Origin of the sequence: Streptomyces sp. RPT161 (assembly GCF_027533845.1) — a bacterium.
GTDB classification, from domain to species: Bacteria; Actinomycetota; Actinomycetes; order Streptomycetales; family Streptomycetaceae; genus Streptantibioticus_A; species Streptantibioticus_A silvisoli_A.
The window spans coordinates 83,218-105,406 of sequence record NZ_JAPZVN010000023.1 but is presented as its reverse complement, the minus strand read 5'-3'; the positions used below and the strand labels follow the sequence as shown (position 1 = coordinate 105,406).

The window sequence follows — 22,189 nt, the reverse complement described above, 5'->3', positions numbered from 1 at the left end:
CTGTCCCCGGGAAAACACCCACCTCCGCTCCGGCCCGGCCGGCGAGGCCTACGCTCCGCAGCCGCGCAGGAAGCGCCGGGTGCGCTGGGCGATCGGCAGCGGCTGGTCCGCGGGACACGGATACATGTCCTGCTCCACGATCGCGAACAGATCCACGCCGAGATCCTGCGCCGCCGCCAGTACCGGCGGCAGATCCGGCACCCCGCGCGGCGGCTCGCACATCACCCCGCGCCGGACCGCGGGGCCGAACGGCACCTCGTTGGCGACGACATCGGCGAGGATCTCCGGGTCCACCTGCTTCAGGTGCAGATAGCCGATCCGCTCGCCGTAGGTCCTGATCAGCTTGACGCTGTCGCCGCCGCAGTAGGCGTAGTGGCCGGTGTCCAGGCAGAGGTTGACCAGGTCGGAGTCGGTGGAGTCGAGGAAGCGGACGACGTGCTCCTCGGTGTCGATGTGGGTGTCGGCGTGCGGGTGGACCACGATGTCAAGCCCGTAGCGCTCCCGCACCTCATGGGCGAGCCGCTGCATGCCGCTGGCCAGATGGCCCCACTGCGCGCCGGTCAGCTCGCTGCTCTCGATCAGCTCGGCGGTCTTGTCGTCCCGCCAGAAGGACGGGATGACCACCAGGTGCCGTGCGCCCATCGCCCTGGTCAGCTCGGCGACCTGCGCGACATGCGCCCAGGTGGCGTCCCAGACCGCCGGGCCGCGGTGCAGTGCGGTGAAGACGGTTCCGGCGGAGACCTTCAGGGAGCGGCGGGCGAGTTCGTCGGTGAGCCGCTTCGGATCGGTCGGCAGATAGCCGTACGGCCCCAACTCGATCCATTCGTAACCGGCTTGGCTGACCTCGTCCAGGAAGCGGGCCCAGGGCACCTGCTGCGGGTCGTCGGGGAACCACACCCCCCAGGAGTCTGGTGCCGAACCGACCCGGATGCGGTCCAGTACGGGGGCGGAGCTGGTGGTCATCTGCGGTGGTCTCCTTGCCGGTTGGAGGTGGCCGGTTGTGAAGGACGTTCAGGACGCGGGGGCCAGCGACACGGCCCCGGGGGCACACGTCAGGGGACGAGGTCCCCCGATGATTCCCCCGCCCCGCGGGAGGCGGACGGCAGCACGTCGGTGTCAACGCCGCGTACCTGGGCCAACTCGTGCTTGAGCGCGGCCAGTTCGGCGCCGCCCGCCATGTGGTTGGTCAGCTCCTCAAGGCTGACCTCGGCACGGGCCGCGCTCAGCTCCAGCGTGCCCAGCCGCAGCACGGTGCAGTGGTCGCCGACCATGTAGGCGTGGTGCGGATTGTGGGTGATGAAGATGACGCCCAGGCCACGTTCCCGGGCGGCGGCGATGTACTTGAGGACGACGCCGGACTGCTTGACGCCGAGCGCGGCGGTCGGCTCGTCCAGGATCAGTACCCGGGCGCCGAAGTGCACCGCGCGGGCGATCGCCACGGACTGCCGCTGGCCGCCGGAGAGGCTGCCGATGGGCTGCTCCAGGTCGTCCAGGACGATGCCCATCGCGCGCAGTTCCTCGTCGGCGGTCTTCTTCATCAGGGCGATGTCCAGCCGGCGCAGCGGCCAGCGCCCCCGGGTCAGTTCCGAGCCGAGGAAGAAGTTCCGCCACACCGGCATCAGCGGCACGGTGGCCAGGTCCTGGTAGACGGTGGCGATGCCGCGGTCCAGCGCGTCGCGCGGGGAGCCCAGCCGTACCGGTTCGCCGTCGATGCGGAACTCGCCCTCGGTGTGCTGGTGCAGCCCGGAGATGATCTTGATGAGGGTGGACTTGCCCGCGCCGTTGTCGCCCAGCACGCAGGTCACCTGGCCGGGGCTGACCGCCAGGTCCACCCCGTGCAGGGCGCGGATGTTGCCGTACGACTTGCCGACGCCGCTCAGCTCGACGACGGGCCGCGAGGTGCCGGGGGTTTCCTTGGTTGCCATGGTGATCACTTCCGGGTTGCCTGACGGCGGATCCACAGGTTGATGAGGGTGGCGCCCAGGAGCATGACCCCCAGGAACAGCTTGAACCAGTCGGGGTTCCAGTCGGCGTAGACGATGCCCTGGGTGACCATGCCGAACATGAACGCGCCGATGACCGTGCCGATCGCCGAACCGTAGCCGCCGGTGAGCAGACAGCCGCCGATCACCGCCGCGGCGATGTAGAGCAGTTCGTTGCCGACGCCCTCACCGGACTGCACGGTGTCGAAGGCGAACAACTGGTGCATGCCGACGAACCAGGCGCCGAAGCCCACCGCCATGAACAGCGTGATCTTGGTGAACGTCACCGGTACGCCGACCGCCCGCGCGCTCTCCTTGTCGCCTCCGACGGCGAACACCCAGTTGCCGTACCTGGTGCGCAGCAGCACCCACGTGGCGAGGGCGGCGAAGACCAGCCACCACAACACGGTGATCTTGACCGACACCCCCGCGACGGTGATGTCGGAGGAGAAGACCGCCTTGGCCTGGTTGTAGCCGTCCATGTCGCTGATCGAGTCGGTCGCTACGTTGCCGGTGATCATTTTGGTGACCGCCAGGTTGAGGCCCTGGAGCATCAGGAAGGTGCCCAACGTGACGAGGAAGCTCGGCAGCCCGGTTCTCACCAGCAGGTAGCCGTTGAACGCGCCGACCGCCAGCGAGAACACCAGCGCCACGACCACGCCCACCCAGACGTTCTGGGTGAGTTGGTAGCTGACCATGCTGGCGGTCAGCGCCGAGCTGACCACCCCGACCCCGGCCGAGAGGTCGAACTCGCCGCCGATCATCAGCAGCGCCACGGGCAGCGCCATGATGCCGATGGTCGAGGCCTGGTAGAGCACCGTGGCCAGCGAGTCGGCCTGCCGGAAGGTGGGTGCGACGGCGAAGAAGAAGAGGAACACGGCGATGGCGCCGACCGCCACGCCGACCTCCGGTCGGGCCAGCAGCCTGCGGGCCGGTGAGCGCTGGGCCGTTCGGCCGTCGGTACCGGGCGGAACGGGGGCCGACTGCGGGTCGGCCGCCGACGCAGCCTGCTCGGTCATCGTCATCACCGGGTCCCGTTCTGCGCGAACTTGGCGATGGCCGCGACGTTGCCCTTGTCCACGAACGCCGGGCCGGTCAGCACCGGGGAGGCGCCGCCACCGCTGAAGTTGCCGTTGTTCTTGTAGAGCCACAGCCCGTCGACGGCCAGGTAGCCCTGGAGGTACGGCTGCTGGTCGACGGCGAACTGGACCTTGCCGTCCTGCACGGCGCCGACCAGGTCCTTGTTGAGGTCGAAGGTGGCCACCTTGGCCTTGCTGCCCGCGTCGGACACCGACTGGGTGGCGGTGAGCGCGAACGGCGCGCCGAGGGTGACGACCTCGTCGATCGAGTGGTCCTGCTGGAGCTTGGCGGTGATGGTCGCCTTCACCGACGGCATGTCCTGGCCGTTGACGTACAGCAGGTCGGTGGTGCCCTTGAAGTCCTTCTTCACTCCCGCGCAGCGGTCCTCGAGCGAGACGTTGCCCTGCTCGTGGACGACGCACACCACGTGGTGGGCGCCGAGCTGGTTGAGCTTGTCGCCGACCGCCTGGCCCGCGATGGTCTCGTCCTGCCCGAAGTACTCCAGCAGGCCCTGCTGCTTCCAGACGTCGATCCCCGCGTTCAGTCCGACCACCGGGATGCCGCTCTGCTCGGCCTTGGCGACCACGTTCTTCAGCGCGTCGGGCTTGGCCAGGGTGACCGCGATGCCGTCCACCTTCTGGTCGATCGCGTTCTGCACCAGGTTGGCCTGGTTGGCGGCGCTGGGGTCGGCGGAGTAGACGAGCTGGACGTTGTCCTTGGCGGCGGCGGCCTGGGCGCCCTTGCGCACCAGATCCCAGAAGGTGTCGCCCGGGGCCTGATGGGTGATCATCGCGACCTTCATCCGGGGGGTGTCGGCGTGGCCCGCCGATATGCCGTTGGCGGCTTCGGCGGCCTTCTTGCCGCCGGAGCCGCTGGCACATCCGGCGAGGAGGAGGCTGCTCGCCGTGAGCACGGCGACTGCGGCTGCTCTGCGGGGTTTGGCGGAACTTTCCATCGGTCCTGATACCTCGCTGCGGGGAATGGGGAGCTGCGGGGAGGGGAGGCGGATCGGGGCAACGCGGCCTGTTGCACAGCGGAGCCAACCTCTTGCCGACAGCCCTGTCAAGGGTTTGTTATGACATCAGTTCATCTCGACGTAACGACGCGATAACGCCAGGGTGATGGGCCGCGCGGAGCGCGCGGAGGGATCGGGGCCCGGGGTAAGTCCCCGAAACCCCCGTCGTGTGGGGCCCGGAGGGTCGCCCCGGATCTCCACACCTCCCCTCGGGTTAGGACGTTCGAATGTAAGGACAAAGCGTTGACAATGTCCGTGCGCAGCCGTTAGACCTGTCTCGGCCGGGCGTTCGGACCGGCGCATGACGGACCCCAAGGAGCCATGCCCATGACCGAGCCGTACGACCTGATCACGATGGGCCGGGTCGGAGTGGACATCTATCCACTGCAGGTCGGCGTGCCGCTGCCGCAGGTCGAGACCTTCGGCAAGTTCCTGGGCGGCTCGGCGACCAACGTGGCGGTGGCCGCCGCCCGGCTCGGCCGCAGCAGCGCGGTGATCAGCCGCACCGGGCAGGACCCGTTCGGCACGTACATCCACCAGGCGCTGAAGGAGTTCGGGGTGGACGACCGCTGGGTGACCCCGGTGGAGCGGTACCCGACCCCGGTCACCTTCTGCGAGATCTTCCCGCCCGACGACTTCCCGCTGTACTTCTACCGCCAGCCCAAGGCCCCCGACCTGGAGATCCACCCGGCCGAACTCGACCTGGACGCCGTGCGCGAGGCCCGGATCTTCTGGATGACCGGCACCGGGCTGTGCGCCGAACCCAGCCGCTCGGCCACGCTCATCGCGCTGCGCGCCCGCGGCAAGAGCGGTACCACGGTCTTCGACCTCGACTGGCGGCCGATGTTCTGGGACGGCCCGGACGCCGCGGAAACAGCCCGGCCGCACTACACCGAGGCGCTGGCGCACGCCACCGTCGCCGTGGGCAACCTCGACGAGTGCGAGATCGCCACCGGCGTGCGCGAGCCGTGGGCCTGCGCCCGCGCCCTGCTGGCGGCCGGGGTCGAACTGGCGGTGGTCAAGCGGGGCCCCGAGGGCGTGCTGGCCGTGCACCGCGACGGCCGGTCCGCCGAGGTGCCACCGGTGCGGGTGGAAGTGGTCAACGGCCTTGGCGCGGGCGACGCGTTCGGCGGCGCGCTGTGCCACGGGCTGCTCGCCGGTTGGGAGTTGGACCGTGTGACGCGGTACGCCAACGCCGCCGGAGCACTGGTCGCCGCCCGGCTCGCCTGCTCCTCCGCCATGCCCACCGAGTCCGAGGTCGAGGACCTCCTCGCGCATGGCTGACCTACCGCCGCCCCGTGAACTCCGGTGAGATCCCGGTGAAGGAGAGCACCCCTTGAGCATCAGCATCAGCGACCTCGTCAAGGTGCGGGCCCAGCATCCCGAGGCCATCGCCGAGGCCGCCGCGCGCCGGGTCCGACGGCCTCTGATCGGGCCCGGCGGCCGGCTGATGATCGTCGCCGCCGACCATCCGGCGCGCGGCGCGCTCGCCATCGGTGAGCGCGAGCTGGCCATGGCCAACCGGGTCGACCTGCTGGAGCGGTTGTGCACCGCGCTGGCCAGGCCAGGAGTGGACGGGGTGCTCGGCACCGCCGACATACTGGAGGACCTGCTGCTGCTCGGCGCGCTCGACGGCAAGGTCGTCATGGGCTCGATGAACCGCGGTGGCCTGGCCGGCGCCTCGTTCGAACTGGACGACCGGTTCACCGGCCACCGCGCCCAGGACATCGCCCGGTTGGGCTTCGACGCGGGCAAGCTGCTGCTGCGCATCGACTACGCCGACGCCGGGTCGCTGAGCACCCTGCACTCCACCGCCCGGGCCATCGACGAGATGGCGGAGCGGCGGCTGCCGGTCTTCGTGGAGCCGTTCATCTCCCGCCGGGTGGGCGGCAGGGTCGCCAACGACCTGAGCGCGGCGGCCGTCACCAGATCCATCGCCATCGCCTCGGGCCTCGCCGGGACCTCCGCCTACACCTGGCTGAAGGTGCCGGTCACCGAGAACGTGGACGACATGGCCGCCGTCATGGAGACCTCGACGCTGCCCGCCGTACTGCTCGGTGGCGAGGTGGGCGGGGACCAGGAAGGGCTGTACGAGAAGTGGCGCAAGGCCCTGCGGCTGCCCACCGTGCAGGGCCTGGTCGTAGGCCGCTCACTGCTCTACCCGGCGCGGGGCAGTGTGGAGTCCGCCGTCGACACCGCCGTCGGCCTGCTGTGAATCCGCCCAGCGGTCAGGAGACTTGAGACCATGACCTCGTACTCCCAGGAATTCCACCTCCCCGCCGGATCCGCCGCCGACGGCCCGTACACGGTGGACATCGACCCCAAGCGGGCCGGTTGGGGCTACTCCTCGCTACGGGTGCTCGAACTGCCGCCGGGCGGTTCGCACTCGCTGGCCACCGGTGACAGCGAGTGGATCGTGCTGCCGCTCAGCGGCGGCTGCACCGTGGTGACCGAGGGGCGCGACTTCGAACTGCACGGCAGGGACAGCGTCTTCGGCTCCGTCACCGACTTCGCCTATCTGCCGCGCGACGCGCACGCCCGGATCGCCAGCGGCGCGGGCGGCCGCTTCGCCCTCACCGGCGCCCGCTGCGAGCGCAGGCTCCCGGCCCGCTACGGCCCCGCCTCGGACGTGCCGGTGGAACTGCGCGGCACCGGCAACTGCTCCCGCCAGGTCAACAACTTCGCCGCGGCCGGTGTCTTCGAGTGCGACAGGCTCATCGCCGTCGAGGTGCTCACCCCCGGCGGCAACTGGTCCTCGTACCCGCCGCACAAGCACGACGAGTGCCGACCGGGTGAGGAGTCGCGACTGGAGGAGATCTACTACTTCGAGATCGCCGCCGCACACGGCACGGAAGGAGTCGGCTACCAGCGGGTGACCCCCTCCGGACACGGCCGCGGCCCCGATGTGCTCGCCGAGGTCCGCGACGGCGACACGGTACTGATCCCCGACGGCTGGCACGGGCCCTCGATCGCCGCACCCGGCCACCACATGTACTACCTCAACGTGATGGCCGGACCCGGCGCCGAGCGGGAGTGGCTGATCTGCGACCACCCCGACCACGCCTGGATCCGCGGCAGTTGGGAAGGCCGGCCCGTCGACTCCCGGCTACCCCTTTACACCGCCGCTTCCGAAGGAGCACAAGAGCGATGACCACACGACGGCTCACCGTCGCCCAGGCCCTGGTGGAGTTCCTGGCCCACCAGTACACCCAGCGCGACGGCCGCAAGTCCCGTCTCATCAGCGCCTGTTGGGGCATCTTCGGGCACGGCAACGTGGCAGGACTCGGCCAGGCGCTGCTGGAGTCCGGCCGCTCGGCCATGCCGTACCTCCAGGGCCGCAACGAGCAGGCCATGGTGCACGCGGCGGTCGGCTACGCCCGGCAGTCCAACCGGCTGTCCACCCAGGCGGTCACCACCTCCATCGGCCCGGGCGCCACCAACCTGGTCACCGGCGCGGCACTGGCCACCGTCAACCGCATCCCGGTCCTGCTGCTGCCCGGCGACATCTTCGCCACCCGCGCCGTCGACCCGGTGCTCCAGCAACTCGAGGTGCCGTACGCGGGGGACGTCTCGGTCAACGACACGCTGCGGCCGGTGTCCCGCTACTTCGACCGGGTGACCCGCCCGGAGGCGCTGGTCCCGGCGGCGCTTGAGGCGATGCGGGTGCTCACCGACCCGGCCGAGACCGGCGCGGTCACCCTGGCGCTGCCGCAGGACGTACAGGCGGAGGCGTTCGACTGGCCCGAGGAGTTCCTCGCCGACCGGGTGTGGCGGGTGCGCCGAGCGGCCCCCGATCCGGTGGAGTTGGCGGCGGCGGTCACCGAAATCCGCGGCGCCCGGCGGCCGTTGATCGTGGCGGGCGGCGGCGTCCACCACAGCGAGGCGGAGGAGGCGTTGCGGGCGCTGGTGGACGCAACCGGCATCCCTGTGGCGTCCACCCAGGCCGGCAAGGGCTCGCTGCGCCACGACCACCCGGCCGACGTGGGCGGCATCGGCCACACCGGCACCGCGGTCGCCGACGAACTGGCCCGCGGCGCCGACCTGGTGATCGGCGTGGGCACCCGGTACACCGACTTCACCACCGCCTCCCGCACCCTGTTCGCCGCGGACGCGGTGCGCTTCGTCAACCTCAACGTCGCGGCCTTCGACGCCCACAAGCTGAGCGGCACCACACTAGTCGCCGACGCCCGGGCCGGACTCCAGGCGCTCACCGAGGCCCTCGGCGACCACCGCGTCGACGCGGCGTACGAGGCCGAATACCGTACCGGCAAGGCCCGTTGGGAACTGGTCGTGGACGCCGCCTACACGGCCGACGACGAGGACTCCCGGCCCACCCAGACCCAGGTGCTGGGCGTGCTGGACTCGGTGGTCGGCGACGACGACGTGATCATCAACGCGGCCGGTTCGCTCCCGGGCGACCTGCACAAGCTGTGGCGCGCCCGCTCCCCCCGCCAGTACCACCTGGAGTACGGCTACTCCTGCATGGGCTACGAGATCCCGGCCGCCATCGGAGTACGGCTGGCGGCGCCGGACCGGCCGGTGTGGTCGCTGGTCGGCGACGGCACGTACCTGATGATGCCCACCGAGATCGTCACCGCCGTCCAGGAAGGCGTCAACGTCAACATCGTGCTGATCCAGAACCACGGCTACGCCTCCATCGGCGGGCTGTCCGAGCAGATCGGCGCCGAACGCTTCGGCACCGCCTACCGGTTCAGGTCCGCGGACGGCTCCTACGACGGCGATCCGCTGCCCGTCGACCTGGCCGCCAACGCCGCCAGCCTCGGCATGGACGTGATCCGCGCGGCGACCGTCCGCGAACTGCGCGCCGCGCTGGCGGCCGCCCGCGCCTCGGCCCGGCCGACCTGCGTGTACGTCGAAACGGACACCACGTCCACCACCCCCGGCGCCGAGGCGTGGTGGGACGTACCGGTGGCCGAGACCGCGACCCGGCCCGCCGCCGTCAAGGCGCGCGAGGAGTACGAGCGGCAGCGGGCGTCCCGGCGCCACCACCTGTGAGCCCCGGCGAGGGCCGAGCCTCCGATTCCCTGATCGGGGATTTCCCTCACGGTCACATGTCAGGACAATGTGATGTCTGACTTTCCTGTCAGCCTTACCGGCGGATATTCTCGGCCCGTGCCCAAGCCTGAGCCTGCAAGCCTTGACTTCGCGGTGGACCGGTCGAGCCCCGTGCCGCTCTACTACCAACTCGCCCAGCAGTTGGAGAGCGCCATCGAGCACGGCCGGCTCGCCCCGGGCAGTCTGCTGGGCAACGAGATCGAACTGGCCGGACGGCTCGGCCTGTCCCGGCCGACCGTCCGCCAGGCCATCCAGTCCCTGGTCGACAAGGGCCTGCTGGTCCGCCGCCGCGGCATCGGCACCCAGGTGGTGCACAGCCAGGTCAAGCGCCCGCTGGAACTGAGCAGCCTCTACGACGACCTCCAGGCCGCCGGACAGAGCCCGGCCACCCGGGTGCTGCGCAACGAGACCGAGCCCGCCTCCGCGGAGGTCGCCGCCGCCCTCGGCATCGCCGAGGGCGGCGAGGTCCAGGTGATCGAGCGGCTCCGGCTCACCCACGGCGAGCCGATGGCGTACCTGTGCAACTACCTGCCCGCCGAACTGCTGGACCTGGACAGCGAACGCCTTGAGCAGACCGGGCTGTACCGGCTGATGCGGGCCGCGGGCATCACCCTGCACAGCGCCCGCCAGGCGGTCGGCGCCCGCAACGCCTCCGCGCAGGAGGGCGAGCAGCTCACCGAGCCGGAGGGCGCCGCCCTGCTGACCATGCAGCGCACCACGTACGACGACACCGGCCGCGCGGTCGAGTACGGCACCCACATCTACCGCGCCTCCCGCTACGCGTTCGAGTTCCAGCTGCTGGTCCGCCCCTGATCTCGGGTTCCCGCCGCCGTCAGGGACAATGGACGGCTGGCGGGTCCCCGAGGAAGGCAAAGGAACCAGTGGCGAGGGTAGAAAGGCGGCTGCGCGCGCTCGGCGCGATCATGGCGGCCGTGGTGGCCGCGACCGTGGCGGGGTGCAGCAGCACCGGGGGCCTGCGCGCGGAGGAACGGGCCAAGCAGGCCGCGGCGAACGGCAAGGTGGTCACCACCCCGCGGTGGACGGTGGCCATGGTCACCCACTCGGGAGCAGGCGACACCTTCTGGGACATCGTCCAGAACGGCGCCAAGCAGGCCGCCGTCAAGGACAACATCAACTTCCTGTACTCCGCCAGCGACCAGAGCGACCAGCAGGCGCAGCTGGTCCAGGCCGCCATCGACCAGCACGTCGACGGGCTGATCGTCACCCTCGCCAAGCCGGACGCGATGAAGGACGTGGTCGCCAAGGCGGAGCGGGCCGGAATCCCGGTGATCACCATCAACTCCGGGGCCGAGGAGTCCAAGGCGTTCGGCGCCCTCACCCACATCGGCCAGGACGAGACCATCGCCGGGCAGGCGGTCGGCGACGAGCTCAACAAGCGCGGCAGGAAGCACGCCCTGTGCGTACTGCACGAGCAGGGCAACATCGGCCACGAGCAGCGCTGCGCCGGAGTGAAGCAGTCCTTCCACGGCACCGTGGACAACCTCTACGTCAACGGCACCAACATGCCCGACGTCCAGTCCGCGCTCCAGGCCAAGCTCCAGTCCGACAAGTCGATCGACGCCGTGGTCACCCTGGGCGCGCCGTTCGCCGCGACCGCGGTCAAGGCCAAGCAGCAGGCGGGCAGCGGCGCGGAGATCGACACCTTCGACCTCAACACCCAGGTCGCCCAGGGCCTGTCCGACGGCAGTCTCGGCTTCGCCGTGGACCAGCAGCCGTACCTCCAGGGGTACGAGGCGGTGGACCTGATGTGGCTGTACCGGTACAACCGGGACGCCCTCGGTGGCGGCAAGCCGGTGCTCACCGGTCCGCAGATCGTCACCAAGGACGACGCGGAGGCGCTGCGCCAGTACACCCAGCGGGGGACCCGATGACCGAAGCCACCCTCGACGAGCGCCTGACGGGGCGCTCACTGCCGCGCCGCCTGCTGAGCCGCCCCGAACTGGGTTCGGTGGTCGGTGCCGTCGCGGTGTTCCTCTTCTTCTCCCTCGCCGCCGACGCGTTCCTCCAGCCGTCCAGCCTCGGCACCGTGCTGTACGCCTCGTCGACCATCGGGATCATGGCGGTTCCGGTGGCGCTGCTGATGATCGGCGGCGAGTTCGACCTGTCGGCCGGGGTGATGGTCACCACCTCCGCGCTGTGCTCCTCGATGTTCAGCTACCAGATGACCGCCAACGTCTGGGTGGGCGTGGGCGTCTCGCTGCTGGTCACGCTGGCCGTCGGATTCTTCAACGGCTTCGTGCTGACCCGTACCAGGCTGCCGAGCTTCATCATCACGCTCGGCACGTTCCTGATGCTCACCGGACTCAATCTGGGCTGCACCAAACTCATCAGCGGTACGGTCGCCACCAAGAGCATCTCCGACATGCAGGGCTTCGACTCGGCCCGCGCGGTCTTCGCCTCGCACCTGACCATCGGCTCCGTGGACCTCCAGGTCACCATCTTGTGGTGGCTGGGCCTGGTGGCGGTGGCCACCTGGGTGCTGCTGCGTACCAGGGCGGGCAACTGGGTGTTCGCGGTGGGCGGCAGCGCGGACGCGGCCCGCGCGGTCGGCGTTCCGGTGGCGCGCACCAAGATCGGCCTCTACACGGCCGTGGCGCTGTGCGCCTGGATCTCCGGACAGCACCTGCTGCTCTCGTTCGACGTGGTGCAGTCCGGTGAGGGCGTCGGCAACGAGCTGCTGTACATCATCGCGGCCGTCATCGGCGGCTGCCTGATGACCGGCGGCTACGGCTCCGCGATCGGCGCGGCGGTCGGCGCGTTCATCTTCGGCATGACCAGCAAGGGCATCGTGTACGCGCAGTGGAACCCCGACTGGTTCAAGTTCTTCCTCGGGGCGATGCTGCTGCTCGCCACCCTGCTCAACCACTGGGTACGCAAGCGCGCGGAGGCCGCGACATGACGGCACCACTGGTGGAGCTGACCGACGTCAGCAAGTTCTACGGGAACATCAAGGCGCTCGAAGGCGTCTCGCTCGAAGTGCGCGGGGGCGAGATCACCTGCGTGCTGGGCGACAACGGCGCCGGCAAGTCCACCCTCATCAAGATCGTCGCCGGACTGCACCAGCACGACGGCGGCAGCTACCGGGTCGAGGGAGAGGAGGTCCGGCACAACTCGCCGCGGGAGGCCCTGGACCGTGGCATCGCCACCGTCTACCAGGACCTCGCGGTCGTCCCGTTGATGCCGGTGTGGCGGAACTTCTTCCTCGGCTCCGAGCCGCGCAGGGGCCGCGGTCCCTTCAAGCGCCTCGACGTGCGCACGATGCGCGAGACCACCCGCGCCGAACTGCTGCGGATGGGCATCGACCTGCGCGACGTCGACCAGCCCATCGGCACGCTGTCGGGCGGCGAGCGGCAGTGCGTGGCGATCGCCCGCGCGGTGTACTTCGGCGCGAAGGTCCTGGTGCTGGACGAGCCGACCGCCGCGCTGGGCGTCAAGCAGTCCGGCGTGGTGCTCAAGTACGTGGCCGCGGCACGTGACGCGGGACTCGGTGTGGTCCTCATCACGCACAACCCGCACCACGCGTACCTGGTCGGCGACCGCTTCGTACTGCTCAAGCGCGGTGCGATGGCGGGCAGCCACACCAGGTCGCAGATCACCCTGGACGAGCTGACCCGCCAGATGGCGGGCGGCAGCGAGCTGGAACAGCTCAGCCATGAGCTGAGCAGACCGGGCGTCGCGGCGGACGGGCTTGGCCCCCGGAACGCGTGATGAGGCAGAATCGGCCAGTAGAGCCCCCGACCCGGAGAAGCCCCTTGAGCGCCTACCGCGAACGCGTCCACCGTACGGGCGCGGCGCGAGCCACCGTCCTGCAGACCGTCGGCCGCCGCGAACGCCGCTCCCATCTCACCGCGCCCCGGGTGCCCACGGTGGGCATCGACATCGGCGGCACCAAGGTGATGGCGGGCGTCGTGGACGCCGACGGCAACATCCTGGAGAAGGTGCGTACCGAGACCCCGGACAAGTCCAAGAGCCCCAAGGTGGTCGAGGACACCATCGTCGAGCTGGTACTGGACCTGTCCGAGCGGCACGACGTGCACGCCGTGGGCATCGGCGCCGCGGGCTGGGTGGACGCCGACCGCTCCAGGGTGCTGTTCGCCCCGCACCTGTCGTGGCGTGACGAACCGTTGCGGGACAAGCTCGCCGAGCGGCTGCTGGTGCCGGTCATGGTGGACAACGACGCCAACACCGCGGCCTGGGCCGAGTGGCGGTTCGGTGCCGGGCGGGGCGCGGACGACCTGGTGATGATCACGCTGGGCACCGGCATCGGCGGCGCGATCCTGGAGGACGGCCAGGTCAAGCGCGGCCGGTACGGGGTCGCGGGCGAGTTCGGCCATATGCAGGTGGTGCCCGGCGGGCACCGCTGCCCCTGCGGCAACCGCGGCTGCTGGGAGCAGTACAGCTCGGGCAACGCCCTGGTCCGCGAGGCCCGCGAACTGGCCGCCGCCGAGTCACCGGTGGCGTACGGGATCATCGACCGGGTCGGCGGCAACATCGCCGAGATCACCGGACCGCTGATCACCGAGCTGGCCCGCGAGGGCGACGCGATGTGCGTCGAGCTGTTCCAGGACATCGGACAGTGGCTGGGCGTCGGCATCGCCAACCTGGCCGCCGCGCTCGACCCGTCCTGCTTCGTCATCGGCGGCGGCGTGAGCGCCGCCGACGACCTGCTGATCGGCCCGGCCAGGGATGCCTTCCGGCGCACCCTGACCGGTCGCGGCTACCGGCCGGAGGCCCGCATCGTCAAGGCCGAACTCGGCCCGGAGGCGGGCATGGTGGGCGCCGCGGACCTCGCCCGGCTGGTCGCCCGCCGCTTCCGCCGCACCAACCGGCGGCGGGTGGAACGGTACGAGCGCGCCGGGCTCAGCACACGGCTGGTGCCGCGCGGCCGGGAGGACGAACGATGACCGCACCCGCCATGCTCCCCGAGTACCCGCCGAAGAAGCGGCGCCGCTGGGTGCAGTGGATCGTGGTCGCCCTGCTGATCCTGATCCCGTCCGGCTACGGAGCGGTCGCCGCCGTGCAGAGCCGGGACAGCGACGGCGCCAAGTCGCTGAAGGCCGAGATGGCCGGGCTGGTGGACGACTGGCCCGCCCGGACGCAGCGCAGCATCTACCAGGTGCCGATTCCGTACAACGCCACCAAGGTCGCGTACTTCGAGTCCAACTCGTGGCAGACCAGCTCGCTCTACGTGCAGTTCACCACCACCGCGGGTGGACTGGACACGTTCCTGGCGCAGTTGGGCGCGGGCCGCGAGGACCTGAGGAACGGCGCGGTGACCGTCACGGCCGACCAGTCCAAGCGGGTCGGCTGGAAGTTCTCGCCGGGGCACGACTGGGCGGGCACCACCCTGCCCGGTCACGGTGAGAAGCCGCAGCACCAGATCACCGTCAACCTCGACAACCCGGATAAACCATCCGTTTACCTGGTTTCCACGACGACCTTTCACTGAGGCGCAGCGGGCGTGGGGGTTGCTGCCGGAATCCTTGCGACAGTGACCGCGGAGTGGGAATACCGGTGATCGCGGCGCTTCGGGCGAACCGCTCATGCGGCCCCGGGATGCAGGTCGAGTCACCGGTAGGTACGACCCGATGAACATCCACTGATCCTCAGTGAGTTGCCTGCGCGTCACGACAGCGCCTTGCCAGGTTCCGTCCCGCACGTGGACGGAACCTGGATCTGATCACAACCTCGCACAGCCGCAGGCTGGGAGCGAGGTCCCAGCTTCGCCCAACTCCCCACCTGTCAGGGGAGGGTGACGGAATCCCCCGAACCCTTTCCCGTGCAGATCGTTGTCGTAGAAGTACGACAGTAGGAGGGCGGGGCGTGGTGAGTGACGCCATGGCGGACGGCAGCCTGTGGCGGCATCGGGGCTTTCTCCATTACTGGAGCGCGAACGCCGTTGACCTCGTGGGCAGTGGTGTCACGCAGGTGGCACTTCCGCTGGTCGCGGTGGTGGCGCTGCACGCGTCCGTCTGGCAGGTCGCGCTGTTGTCGTTCGCCCAGAAACTCCCGCCCCTGCTGGTGTCGCTCCCCGCCGGGGCGCTCGCGGACCGGCACCGCAAGCGTCCCGTCATGGTGGGCGCGGCGGTGGCCGGCGGTGCGGTGTTCCTGCTCGTCCCGCTTGCCGACGTCACGGGGCGGCTGTCCCTGGGGCTGCTGTACGGGGTGGCGTTGGTGAGCGCGGTTGCGGAGGTGTTCGGCTCCACCGCTCGGATCAGTTTCCTTCCTTCGCTGCTGCCCCGTTCGCGGCTGCTGGAGGCCAACTCCAAGCTCGGCGGCGTCAATTCCCTGGCCGACAGTGCCGGCGCTCAGCTCGGCGGCGCCTTGGTCACCGTCCTCGGCGCCGCCCATGCCATCTACCTGGACGTCGCTTCCTACCTGGCCTGTGCCCTCCTCCTCACCCGTATCCGCACCCGCGAACCGGCCATGGCGCGATCCGCGAGGAACACGACCTTCCGGGCCGAGATCGCCGAGGGAATGCGCTATGTGTGGTCCCATTCCACGATTCGGTCGTTGGTGCTCGCCGCCACCGCGTACGTCGCCGTCATGGCCTTCCTCAGCACGCTGTGGTCCGTCTACCTGCTGCGCCAACTCCACTACTCCAGTGGGGCATTGGGCGCGACGCTGAGCGTGGCCGCGCTCGGTGGGTTCTGCGGCGCGCTCGTCGTCCGCCGGGTGGTCGCGCGGTACGGACCGGTGCGCGTCATGCTCACCGCTCTGGCCCTGGCCCCGTTCACCGAGGTGCCGCTCCTGCTCGCCACGCCCGGGCGCGCCTGGCAGGTGGCCGTCGGTGTGGGGATGTTCGTCCAACTGGGGTGTGCCGTCGTTCAGGGCTCCACCCAACGCACCATCCGTCAGGCCGTCTGCGACCCCGCACTTCAGGGCCGCATGCTCGCCACGAGCCGTTGGGTCGTCTACGGCTCCCAGCCGGTGGCCGCCCTCCTCGCCGGCGCTGCCGGGACCTGGCTCGGGCTGCGGAACGGCCTGGCCATCGGCACCCTCGCCTTGGCCATCCCGCTCCTCGTACTGCGATCTGCCTCGCTCCCCGGCGTGCCCCAGGGCTCCGCCGTCCCCGAAGAAGCCCATCGGGCAAGCGCTTGCCCGCAAAAGGAAAGTGATGCTGCATGAGCCGTGGGGGAATTCCGGGCCAGCCCCGTCAATCCCGCCCCGTCGGACGGTACGTTCCCGTCAGGGGTATCTACACGGAGTCGGCGCGCCTTCAGCGGCTTGACTGGCTTCGTTCCGTTACCCGGCTGGGACTGGGCTCCTTGCAGCACACACAGCTCGACGCCAGCCAACTCACCGGAAACATCGAGGGGTTCGTCGGTGCCGTCGAGGTCCCGGTTGGCGTGGCGGGGCCCTTGCGGTTTTGCGGAGAGAACGTCCAGGGTGAGATCTATGCCCCTATGGCGACCACGGAGGGCGCCCTCGTCTCGTCGGCGACGCGGGGAGCCCTGGCCGTCACCATGGCAGGTGGCGTCAGCACCCGTGCCGTCTCACAGGCGATGACACGTGCACCTGTCTTCGCCTTTTCCCGGCTGTCGGCCGCCGGCCGTTTCGCCTCAGCGGTTCTCCAGCACCTCGGCGACCTCCGCGCGGCCATCCGGCGCGTCTCCGACCATGCCGAACTCATCTCGATCGAACCCGTGGTGCTGGGCAGGACCGTTCACCTGAGGTTCAGGTACACCACCGGGGACGCGGCAGGGCAGAACATGACCACCGCCTGCACCTGGCACGCTTGCCAGTGGATCCTGGACCAGCCTCACCTGATCGCGGGAGGCGAGCTCGAATCCTTCATCATCGAGGGGAACACCTCGGGCGACAAGAAGGCGTCGTCCCAGGCCATGGCGGAAGGCCGCGGGATCAGGGTGTCCGCTGACTGCCTCCTGCCAGGAGGCGTTGTCGAGCGGGTCCTGAAGACAACCCCTGACGAGTTGGTCAGGGGCTATCAGCACATCGCGGCCGGAGCCGTCCACAGCGGAGTGCTGGGCTCGAACGCGAACACCGCCAACATCGTGGCGGCGATCTTCACCGCGACGGGCCAGGACATCGCCTGCGTGCACGAGTCGAGCGTGGGGCAGTTCATCCTCGAACGGACGCCGGACGGCGTCTATGCGAGCATCACCCTCCCCGGCCTGGCCGTCGGCACGGTCGGCGGCGGCACCCACCTCCCCACGCAACACGAACTCCTGGAATCGATGGGATGTACGGGCCGTGGAAGCGCGGCCCGGCTGGCGGAAATCATTGCCGGCTTCGCACTGGCCCTGGACCTCTCGACGGTGTCGGCAGCCGTTTCCGGGCAGTTCGCCAGCGCCCATGAACGCCTCGGGCGCAACAGGCCGGTCCGCTGGCTCCAACTCGAGGAGCTCGACGCCCAGTTCTTCGAATCGGCGCTGGGCCACTCCGAAATGCCCGGCGTCAAGGTCGCAAGCGTCGAGACCACCCACATCCCCATGGGGCCCAGCGTCCTGTCGGAGCTGACATCGCGAACCGTGAAGAAACCCGTCGGACTCTTTCCGATGCAACTGAGGGTCGAACACGACGACGTGGAACAGAAGCTTGACGTCATGGTCAAGGTCAAGCCCACCGACCGGGAAGTCATCAAGATGGCCGGGCTGGCAGCCGCCCTGTGCGGCGGTCCGGTGGCAACCCACTACCGCAGGTTCGACCAACGCCTCGGCTTCGTGGGATGCGATGTACAGGAATTGGCTTTGTACGAGCAGACCGACACCCGCTTCACCAGCCTGGTGCCGAAGGTGTACCGAACCCATCGCGATGACCGGAGGGAGGCGTATGTCATCGTGATGGAGTGCCTCGGCGGCATGGAGCTGATGGACACCTCGGATCACGCACGCGGATGGTCACGTCGGCATCTCGGCATCGCCCTGCGCGACCTCGGGCAACTCCACTCCATCTGGTACGGCAAGGAATCCGTGCTCCGCGGCATGCCGTGGATCGGGCATGTTCCTAATGCCGCGGACATGGTGGAGATGCGGGACCTGTGGCTGGCCCTGGCCGACCACTCGGCGCAAGAGTTCCCCGAGTTCGTCGACGGACGCCACCACGATCGGCTGGTGTCCTGCATCGGAACCATCGACCGCTGGTGGCCGCAGATCGAGGAAATGCCGAGGACTCTCGTACACAACGACTTCAACCCCCGCAATCTCGCCATCCGGACGGACGGCAGACTGTGTGCGTACGACTGGGAGCTCGCCACCCTGCACATTCCCCAGCACGATCTGGCGGAACTGCTCTGCACCGCCCTGGAACCCGCCGACATCAATGCCGCGGTGGTCGAGGAGCTTTCGGAAGTCCACCGCAGGTCGCTCGAAGCCCATGCCCAAACCGCAATCGACAGGGCCCAGTGGGAATCCGGGTACCGCCTCGCCCTCAGGGACCTGGCCGTCAACCGTTTCGGGCTCTACTTCGTGGCGCACACCGTTCGCCACTACGGCTTTCTCGAGCAGTGGTGGCGGAACCTCTGGGCCCTGATCGACCTGGCAGAAGCTGCCGACGGGAGCTGACTCCCGGCCCCGGACGGCAATTTTGCCGCTTTGTATTTCTTCGGGTCGTAACTCTGATCGTGCTGTTCCGTTAGGCCAACTGGATGAGAGCTGACGGTAGTACCGCACGACGCGGGCCGCGCTTCTCACCGTGCCGTATCCCATCGAACAGGAAAAGGCGGACCAGTGGGTTCAATGAAGCGATTCGCAGTTCTGTCCGGCGTTCTCGTGGCGGTCCTGGCCTCCCCCGCATGCATCGGGGCCGCGAGTGCCGACACGATCGATCTGGGGACGGGCGGCCTGCTGTCCAACATCAGTGGTAAGAACTCCTCGACGCACTCGAACCTGTGCGGCGCCAACAGGGTGGGTCTCCTCAACGACCGAACCTGCGTGGTCCGGTACGACTCCCACAACCGCCACGACAAGGACCGTCAGGTGACCGGCCCGAGCGGCGGTCTGCTCTCCAACATCGACTCCCGCAACACCTCCGGCTTCAGCAACAACTGCGGGACGGAGACCGTCGGAATCCTCAATCACACCACCTGCGTCACCGAAGAGAAGTAGGGCACGCAGGCGGGCCACCCCGGGATGGCGACGTCATCCGACGTCACCTGCCTTCCCACGGGACGCACCGGGGTGGGCCGCCCCGAACAGCGCGCTGTAAGAGGCGGCGCCGGGGCCGGGCACGAGCGGTGGCCCGGCCGGGCTGACAAGCAACGTTGGCATGAAGGAGTTCAACAGGTCGTTGCTGGGGTGCGCGCGCATCCCGGCGGCAAGTCCGGCTCCGCTGCGCTGGTCGATGCGATGCGGGCATGCTGTCGACGGTGGCGGAGCCCCCGGGGGGAGCGAGCCGGTGCTGCTGCACAACTGGGACGTCCCCTACGATGCGGCGAGCACCATGAAGGTAGCCGTGCCGGTGGCTGTGCACCGCAGCGGCCTTGACCTGGACGTGCAGATACCGGTGGTCAACGAGTTCCGTTCGGTACGGGCGGCAGCTACGCCTGGGCAGTGAGGCGTCCTTCGCCGCGCTGTGCGGGGTCAGACCCATCGAGCGTTCCTCGGGCAGTCGGCGCCCTGGCCTGTTCCAGGCCGGGGCCGCAGTGCTGGTGTGATCTTCCGGGGGGATTGCGTCCCAGTGCCGCATCAGGCAACGTTCGTCCTGTCGATCACGGCTCGTAGCCGCTGATCGTCGGCGTGGCGGTTTCGCCAGATGATGTAGCGGCGGACGCGCCGCCCTGTCAGGGCGACGGTCCCTATATGTTCATCGCCGAGGTCCCCGAGGACCGGGAGCCCCAGATGCAGATCGTGCTGAACGTGGCCGTGGGGCTGCGTTCCGTCCCGATCCTGCCGTCGAGGTGGTCACGCCGTTCGAGGACACCCGTTACGGGACGAGGGAGATGACCGCCCGTGACCTCGACGGACGTCTGTGGCGCCTCCAGGCCCCGGCCAAGAACTGACCGTAAGGAGAGGGACATCGTGGCACACGAGCAGAACGAGGTGCCGGACAGCACCGCGGTGCGGGTCGCCCTCTGGCGGGCGATGCATGTGCAGGTCGACGCGCCGCCTCACGTGTTCGAGGACGAGGTCGGCCTGCAGTTGGCGGTCTCTGACGATGGATGGCGCCGCCGCCCGGACATGGACCCGCGCGCCACCAGCGGGTTTCGGGCGGCCATTGTGTCCCGCGCTCGTTTCATCGAGGACCTGGTCGCCGAACAGGTCGACCACGGCGTCCCCCAGTACGTCATCTTGGGGGCCGGACTCGACACCTTTGCCCAGCGCAGACCGGAGATCGCCGCCCGCCTACGGGTCTTCGAGATCGACCAGCCGGGCACCCAGGCCTGGAAGCGCCAGCGCCTGATCGAACTCGGCTACGGGGTCCCCGACTGGCTGCGACTGGTGCCGGTCGACTTCGAGGCGGGCGGGGACTGGTGGAAGCAGTTGTCCGACGCCGGCTTCGATCCCGGCCGGCCGGCGGTCGTCGTATCCACCGGCGTCACCATGTACCTCACCAAAGACGCCACCGCGGCGACCCTGCGCCGACTCGCCGATCTTGCCCCCGGCTCGACGCTCGCCATGACATTCATGCTGCCGACCGAACTCATCGAGGACGCCGATCGCCCCGCACTAGAGGCGACCAAGCCACAGGCGCAAGCATCCGGAACGCCTTTCATCAGCTTCTACACCCCCCGAGAGATGCTGGCACTGGCCCGTGACGCCGGCTTCAAGGATGCCCAGCACGTGTCGGGAACTGCGCTGGCCGACCGCTATTTCGCCGACCGGACCGACGGCCTTCGCCCGTCAAGCGGAGAGGACTTGCTGGTCGCCACCACCTGACGTTATTCGGCCACGCCACCTGATCCGAAAGCGAAGGTCGGGTTACGACTGCCCGCGCAGGGAGACAGTCGGTCAGTCGAGCCGGAACCCCTACCCGGAAGAGGGCAGCGGAGAGCGGCTGGATCGCGTCGGCAGATGCAGGCGGGCGATGCCTGCCGGGAGTTCGGCACGCGGCGCTCCGTGCCAGCGGATCCACAGCGCGGGGCGCCCGCGGAGGGCCTCGTCGCGCAGCTTGTCCGTGCGCGCGTAAGGCAGCGGCGAGGACCTCGGACTCGCCAGCAGGAGTCGGTTCCAGGGCCATCCGCCGATTCTCCGCTAGCCGCAGTTACCGAGACCTCCGGTCGCTGCCATCGGCGGGTCGGTGGGCCTCGGTGAGCCGTACCAGCCATTCACGCAGCAGGCCGGCTTCGAAGACGCTGAAGCCTGCGTCGGTGACGGGGTCGGCGTCGCCGGCGGGGGTGACGATCCCGAGTAGTGATTGTGCGCGGTCGACGATGGGGGAACGGTCGCCGACGCGGGATGTCGCCTGCTCCGTAACGGCGTCGAGCACGATGTCGCGCAGTGGTCGGATCAGTTGGGCGTGTCGCGCGTGTTCCGGCTGGGCCAGCAGGAGCAGAACCGCGCCGGTCGTGGACGCCTCGATGGCCACCGTGGCCGCCTCGACGGGCACACGGAGCAAGCCTTGCACATTGGCGCGTTCGAGCATGCCGCGCAGGATGGCGCGGTTTTCCGCCGCCGCCGCGGGCCGGTGGCCCGGCCGCACGTTTCCGTACATCAGCATGTAGATGGCGGGGTTGGCCAACCCGAACTCGACGTGCACGTCCCAACCTCGGCGCAGGTCCTCGACCGGGTCCTCGCTGGGCTCGAAGGCGCGCTTTTCGGCGAGGTAGCTCTCGAAGCCGAAGCTGGCCACCGCGTCGAGCAGCCCGTCCTTGTCCGCGAAGAGCCGATACAGCGTCGGCGTCTGGACTCCGGCAGCCGCCGCGACGGCTCGGGTGGAGAGCCCGGACGGCCCGGCCTCTGCGAGCAGTTTCACTGCCTCGCTCAGGATGCGCTCGCGTTGATCGTCCGACCCGCTGCCGCGTCGATCGTTGTCTGGCATGTGCCGATGATAACCGATAGTTGTTGACGTTGACACTGACGCTGGTACGGTCCTAGCGTTACCGACGTCAACAAGC

Annotated in this window: 20 protein-coding genes and 2 pseudogenes; 16 read left to right on the top strand and 6 right to left on the bottom strand. The window is 69.4% G+C overall.

Features of this window, described 5'->3' with window-relative positions; all coding sequences use genetic code 11:
• Window positions 1–48: 48 nt before the first annotated feature.
• From O5O46_RS30300 to O5O46_RS30285, 4 genes are all read right to left on the bottom strand, one after another.
• Window positions 49–963 (bottom strand): sugar phosphate isomerase/epimerase family protein, encoded by a 915-nt coding sequence (locus O5O46_RS30300; RefSeq protein ID WP_269858823.1) that lies wholly within the window; start codon window positions 961–963, stop codon window positions 49–51.
• Between the two features lie 89 nt (window positions 964–1,052).
• On the bottom strand, window positions 1,053–1,925 hold the full coding sequence (locus O5O46_RS30295; RefSeq protein WP_269858822.1) for an ATP-binding cassette domain-containing protein: 873 nt from the start codon (window positions 1,923–1,925) through the stop codon (window positions 1,053–1,055).
• A 5-nt stretch (window positions 1,926–1,930) separates the two neighbouring features.
• Entirely contained in the window at window positions 1,931–3,007 is a 1,077-nt protein-coding gene (locus tag O5O46_RS30290) for an ABC transporter permease (RefSeq protein ID WP_269858821.1), read from the bottom strand.
• Entirely contained in the window at window positions 3,007–4,017 is a 1,011-nt protein-coding gene (locus O5O46_RS30285; protein WP_269858820.1) for a substrate-binding domain-containing protein, read from the bottom strand. The genes O5O46_RS30290 and O5O46_RS30285 overlap by 1 nt, the downstream gene beginning before the upstream one ends.
• 387 nt (window positions 4,018–4,404) lie before the next feature.
• Between O5O46_RS30285 and iolC the strand changes: the two genes are divergently transcribed.
• The 14 genes from iolC to O5O46_RS30215 all read left to right on the top strand — a co-directional run bounded on the left by iolC (window position 4,405) and on the right by O5O46_RS30215 (window position 19,689).
• A complete protein-coding gene (gene iolC / locus O5O46_RS30280; RefSeq protein ID WP_269858819.1) occupies window positions 4,405–5,361 on the top strand; it encodes a 5-dehydro-2-deoxygluconokinase in 957 nt (318 codons plus the stop codon).
• Window positions 5,362–5,413: 52 nt separating this feature from the next.
• Window positions 5,414–6,292 (top strand): Cgl0159 family (beta/alpha)8-fold protein, encoded by an 879-nt coding sequence (locus O5O46_RS30275; protein ID WP_269858818.1) that lies wholly within the window; start codon window positions 5,414–5,416, stop codon window positions 6,290–6,292.
• Between the two features lie 30 nt (window positions 6,293–6,322).
• Complete coding sequence (iolB, locus tag O5O46_RS30270; protein WP_269858817.1) at window positions 6,323–7,228, top strand: 5-deoxy-glucuronate isomerase; 906 nt, start codon at window positions 6,323–6,325, stop codon at window positions 7,226–7,228.
• Complete coding sequence (gene iolD, locus O5O46_RS30265; protein WP_269858816.1) at window positions 7,225–9,093, top strand: 3D-(3,5/4)-trihydroxycyclohexane-1,2-dione acylhydrolase (decyclizing); 1,869 nt, start codon at window positions 7,225–7,227, stop codon at window positions 9,091–9,093. Before iolB ends, iolD begins: the two co-directional genes overlap by 4 nt.
• 117 nt (window positions 9,094–9,210) lie before the next feature.
• Complete coding sequence (locus tag O5O46_RS30260; RefSeq protein WP_269858815.1) at window positions 9,211–9,966, top strand: GntR family transcriptional regulator; 756 nt, start codon at window positions 9,211–9,213, stop codon at window positions 9,964–9,966.
• 110 nt (window positions 9,967–10,076) lie between these two features.
• Entirely contained in the window at window positions 10,077–11,045 is a 969-nt protein-coding gene (locus tag O5O46_RS30255) for a sugar ABC transporter substrate-binding protein (protein WP_269858828.1), read from the top strand.
• Window positions 11,042–12,073: an ABC transporter permease gene (locus tag O5O46_RS30250; protein WP_269858814.1), complete on the top strand. Its 1,032-nt coding sequence runs from the start codon at window positions 11,042–11,044 to the stop codon at window positions 12,071–12,073. The genes O5O46_RS30255 and O5O46_RS30250 overlap by 4 nt, the downstream gene beginning before the upstream one ends.
• A complete protein-coding gene (locus O5O46_RS30245; RefSeq protein WP_269858813.1) occupies window positions 12,070–12,882 on the top strand; it encodes an ATP-binding cassette domain-containing protein in 813 nt (270 codons plus the stop codon). Before O5O46_RS30250 ends, O5O46_RS30245 begins: the two co-directional genes overlap by 4 nt.
• Before the next feature lie 44 nt (window positions 12,883–12,926).
• Window positions 12,927–14,078 carry an ROK family glucokinase gene (locus O5O46_RS30240; protein WP_269858812.1) on the top strand — a complete coding sequence of 384 codons (1,152 nt, stop codon included), beginning with the start codon at window positions 12,927–12,929 and terminating at the stop codon, window positions 14,076–14,078.
• The gene (locus tag O5O46_RS30235; protein WP_269858811.1) at window positions 14,075–14,623 is read left to right on the top strand and encodes a hypothetical protein; all 549 of its coding nucleotides are present in this window, start codon (window positions 14,075–14,077) and stop codon (window positions 14,621–14,623) included. Before O5O46_RS30240 ends, O5O46_RS30235 begins: the two co-directional genes overlap by 4 nt.
• A gap of 377 nt (window positions 14,624–15,000) precedes the next feature.
• Complete coding sequence (locus tag O5O46_RS30230; RefSeq protein ID WP_269858810.1) at window positions 15,001–16,302, top strand: MFS transporter; 1,302 nt, start codon at window positions 15,001–15,003, stop codon at window positions 16,300–16,302.
• A complete protein-coding gene (locus O5O46_RS30225; protein ID WP_269858809.1) occupies window positions 16,299–18,698 on the top strand; it encodes a phosphotransferase in 2,400 nt (799 codons plus the stop codon). The genes O5O46_RS30230 and O5O46_RS30225 overlap by 4 nt, the downstream gene beginning before the upstream one ends.
• Before the next feature lie 174 nt (window positions 18,699–18,872).
• Window positions 18,873–19,241, top strand: a complete 369-nt coding sequence (locus O5O46_RS30220) for a hypothetical protein (RefSeq protein WP_269858808.1) — start codon at window positions 18,873–18,875, stop codon at window positions 19,239–19,241.
• Between the two features lie 160 nt (window positions 19,242–19,401).
• On the top strand, window positions 19,402–19,689 hold the full coding sequence (locus O5O46_RS30215) for a hypothetical protein (protein WP_269858807.1): 288 nt from the start codon (window positions 19,402–19,404) through the stop codon (window positions 19,687–19,689).
• Window positions 19,690–19,820: 131 nt separating this feature from the next.
• Here O5O46_RS30215 and O5O46_RS35705 read toward each other — a convergent pair.
• Window positions 19,821–19,913: pseudogene (locus O5O46_RS35705) on the bottom strand (transposase); the annotation flags it as partial.
• Window positions 19,914–19,919: 6 nt separating this feature from the next.
• Between O5O46_RS35705 and O5O46_RS30210 the strand changes: the two are divergent.
• Window positions 19,920–20,134, top strand: a pseudogene (locus O5O46_RS30210) (VOC family protein); the annotation flags it as partial.
• A 19-nt stretch (window positions 20,135–20,153) separates the two neighbouring features.
• The gene (locus O5O46_RS30205) at window positions 20,154–21,011 is read left to right on the top strand and encodes a class I SAM-dependent methyltransferase (protein WP_269858806.1); all 858 of its coding nucleotides are present in this window, start codon (window positions 20,154–20,156) and stop codon (window positions 21,009–21,011) included.
• 325 nt (window positions 21,012–21,336) lie between these two features.
• Here the strand turns inward: O5O46_RS30205 and O5O46_RS30200 are convergent, their stop codons facing one another.
• Complete coding sequence (locus O5O46_RS30200; RefSeq protein WP_269858805.1) at window positions 21,337–22,113, bottom strand: TetR/AcrR family transcriptional regulator; 777 nt, start codon at window positions 22,111–22,113, stop codon at window positions 21,337–21,339.
• Between the last annotated feature and the right edge of the window lie 76 nt (window positions 22,114–22,189).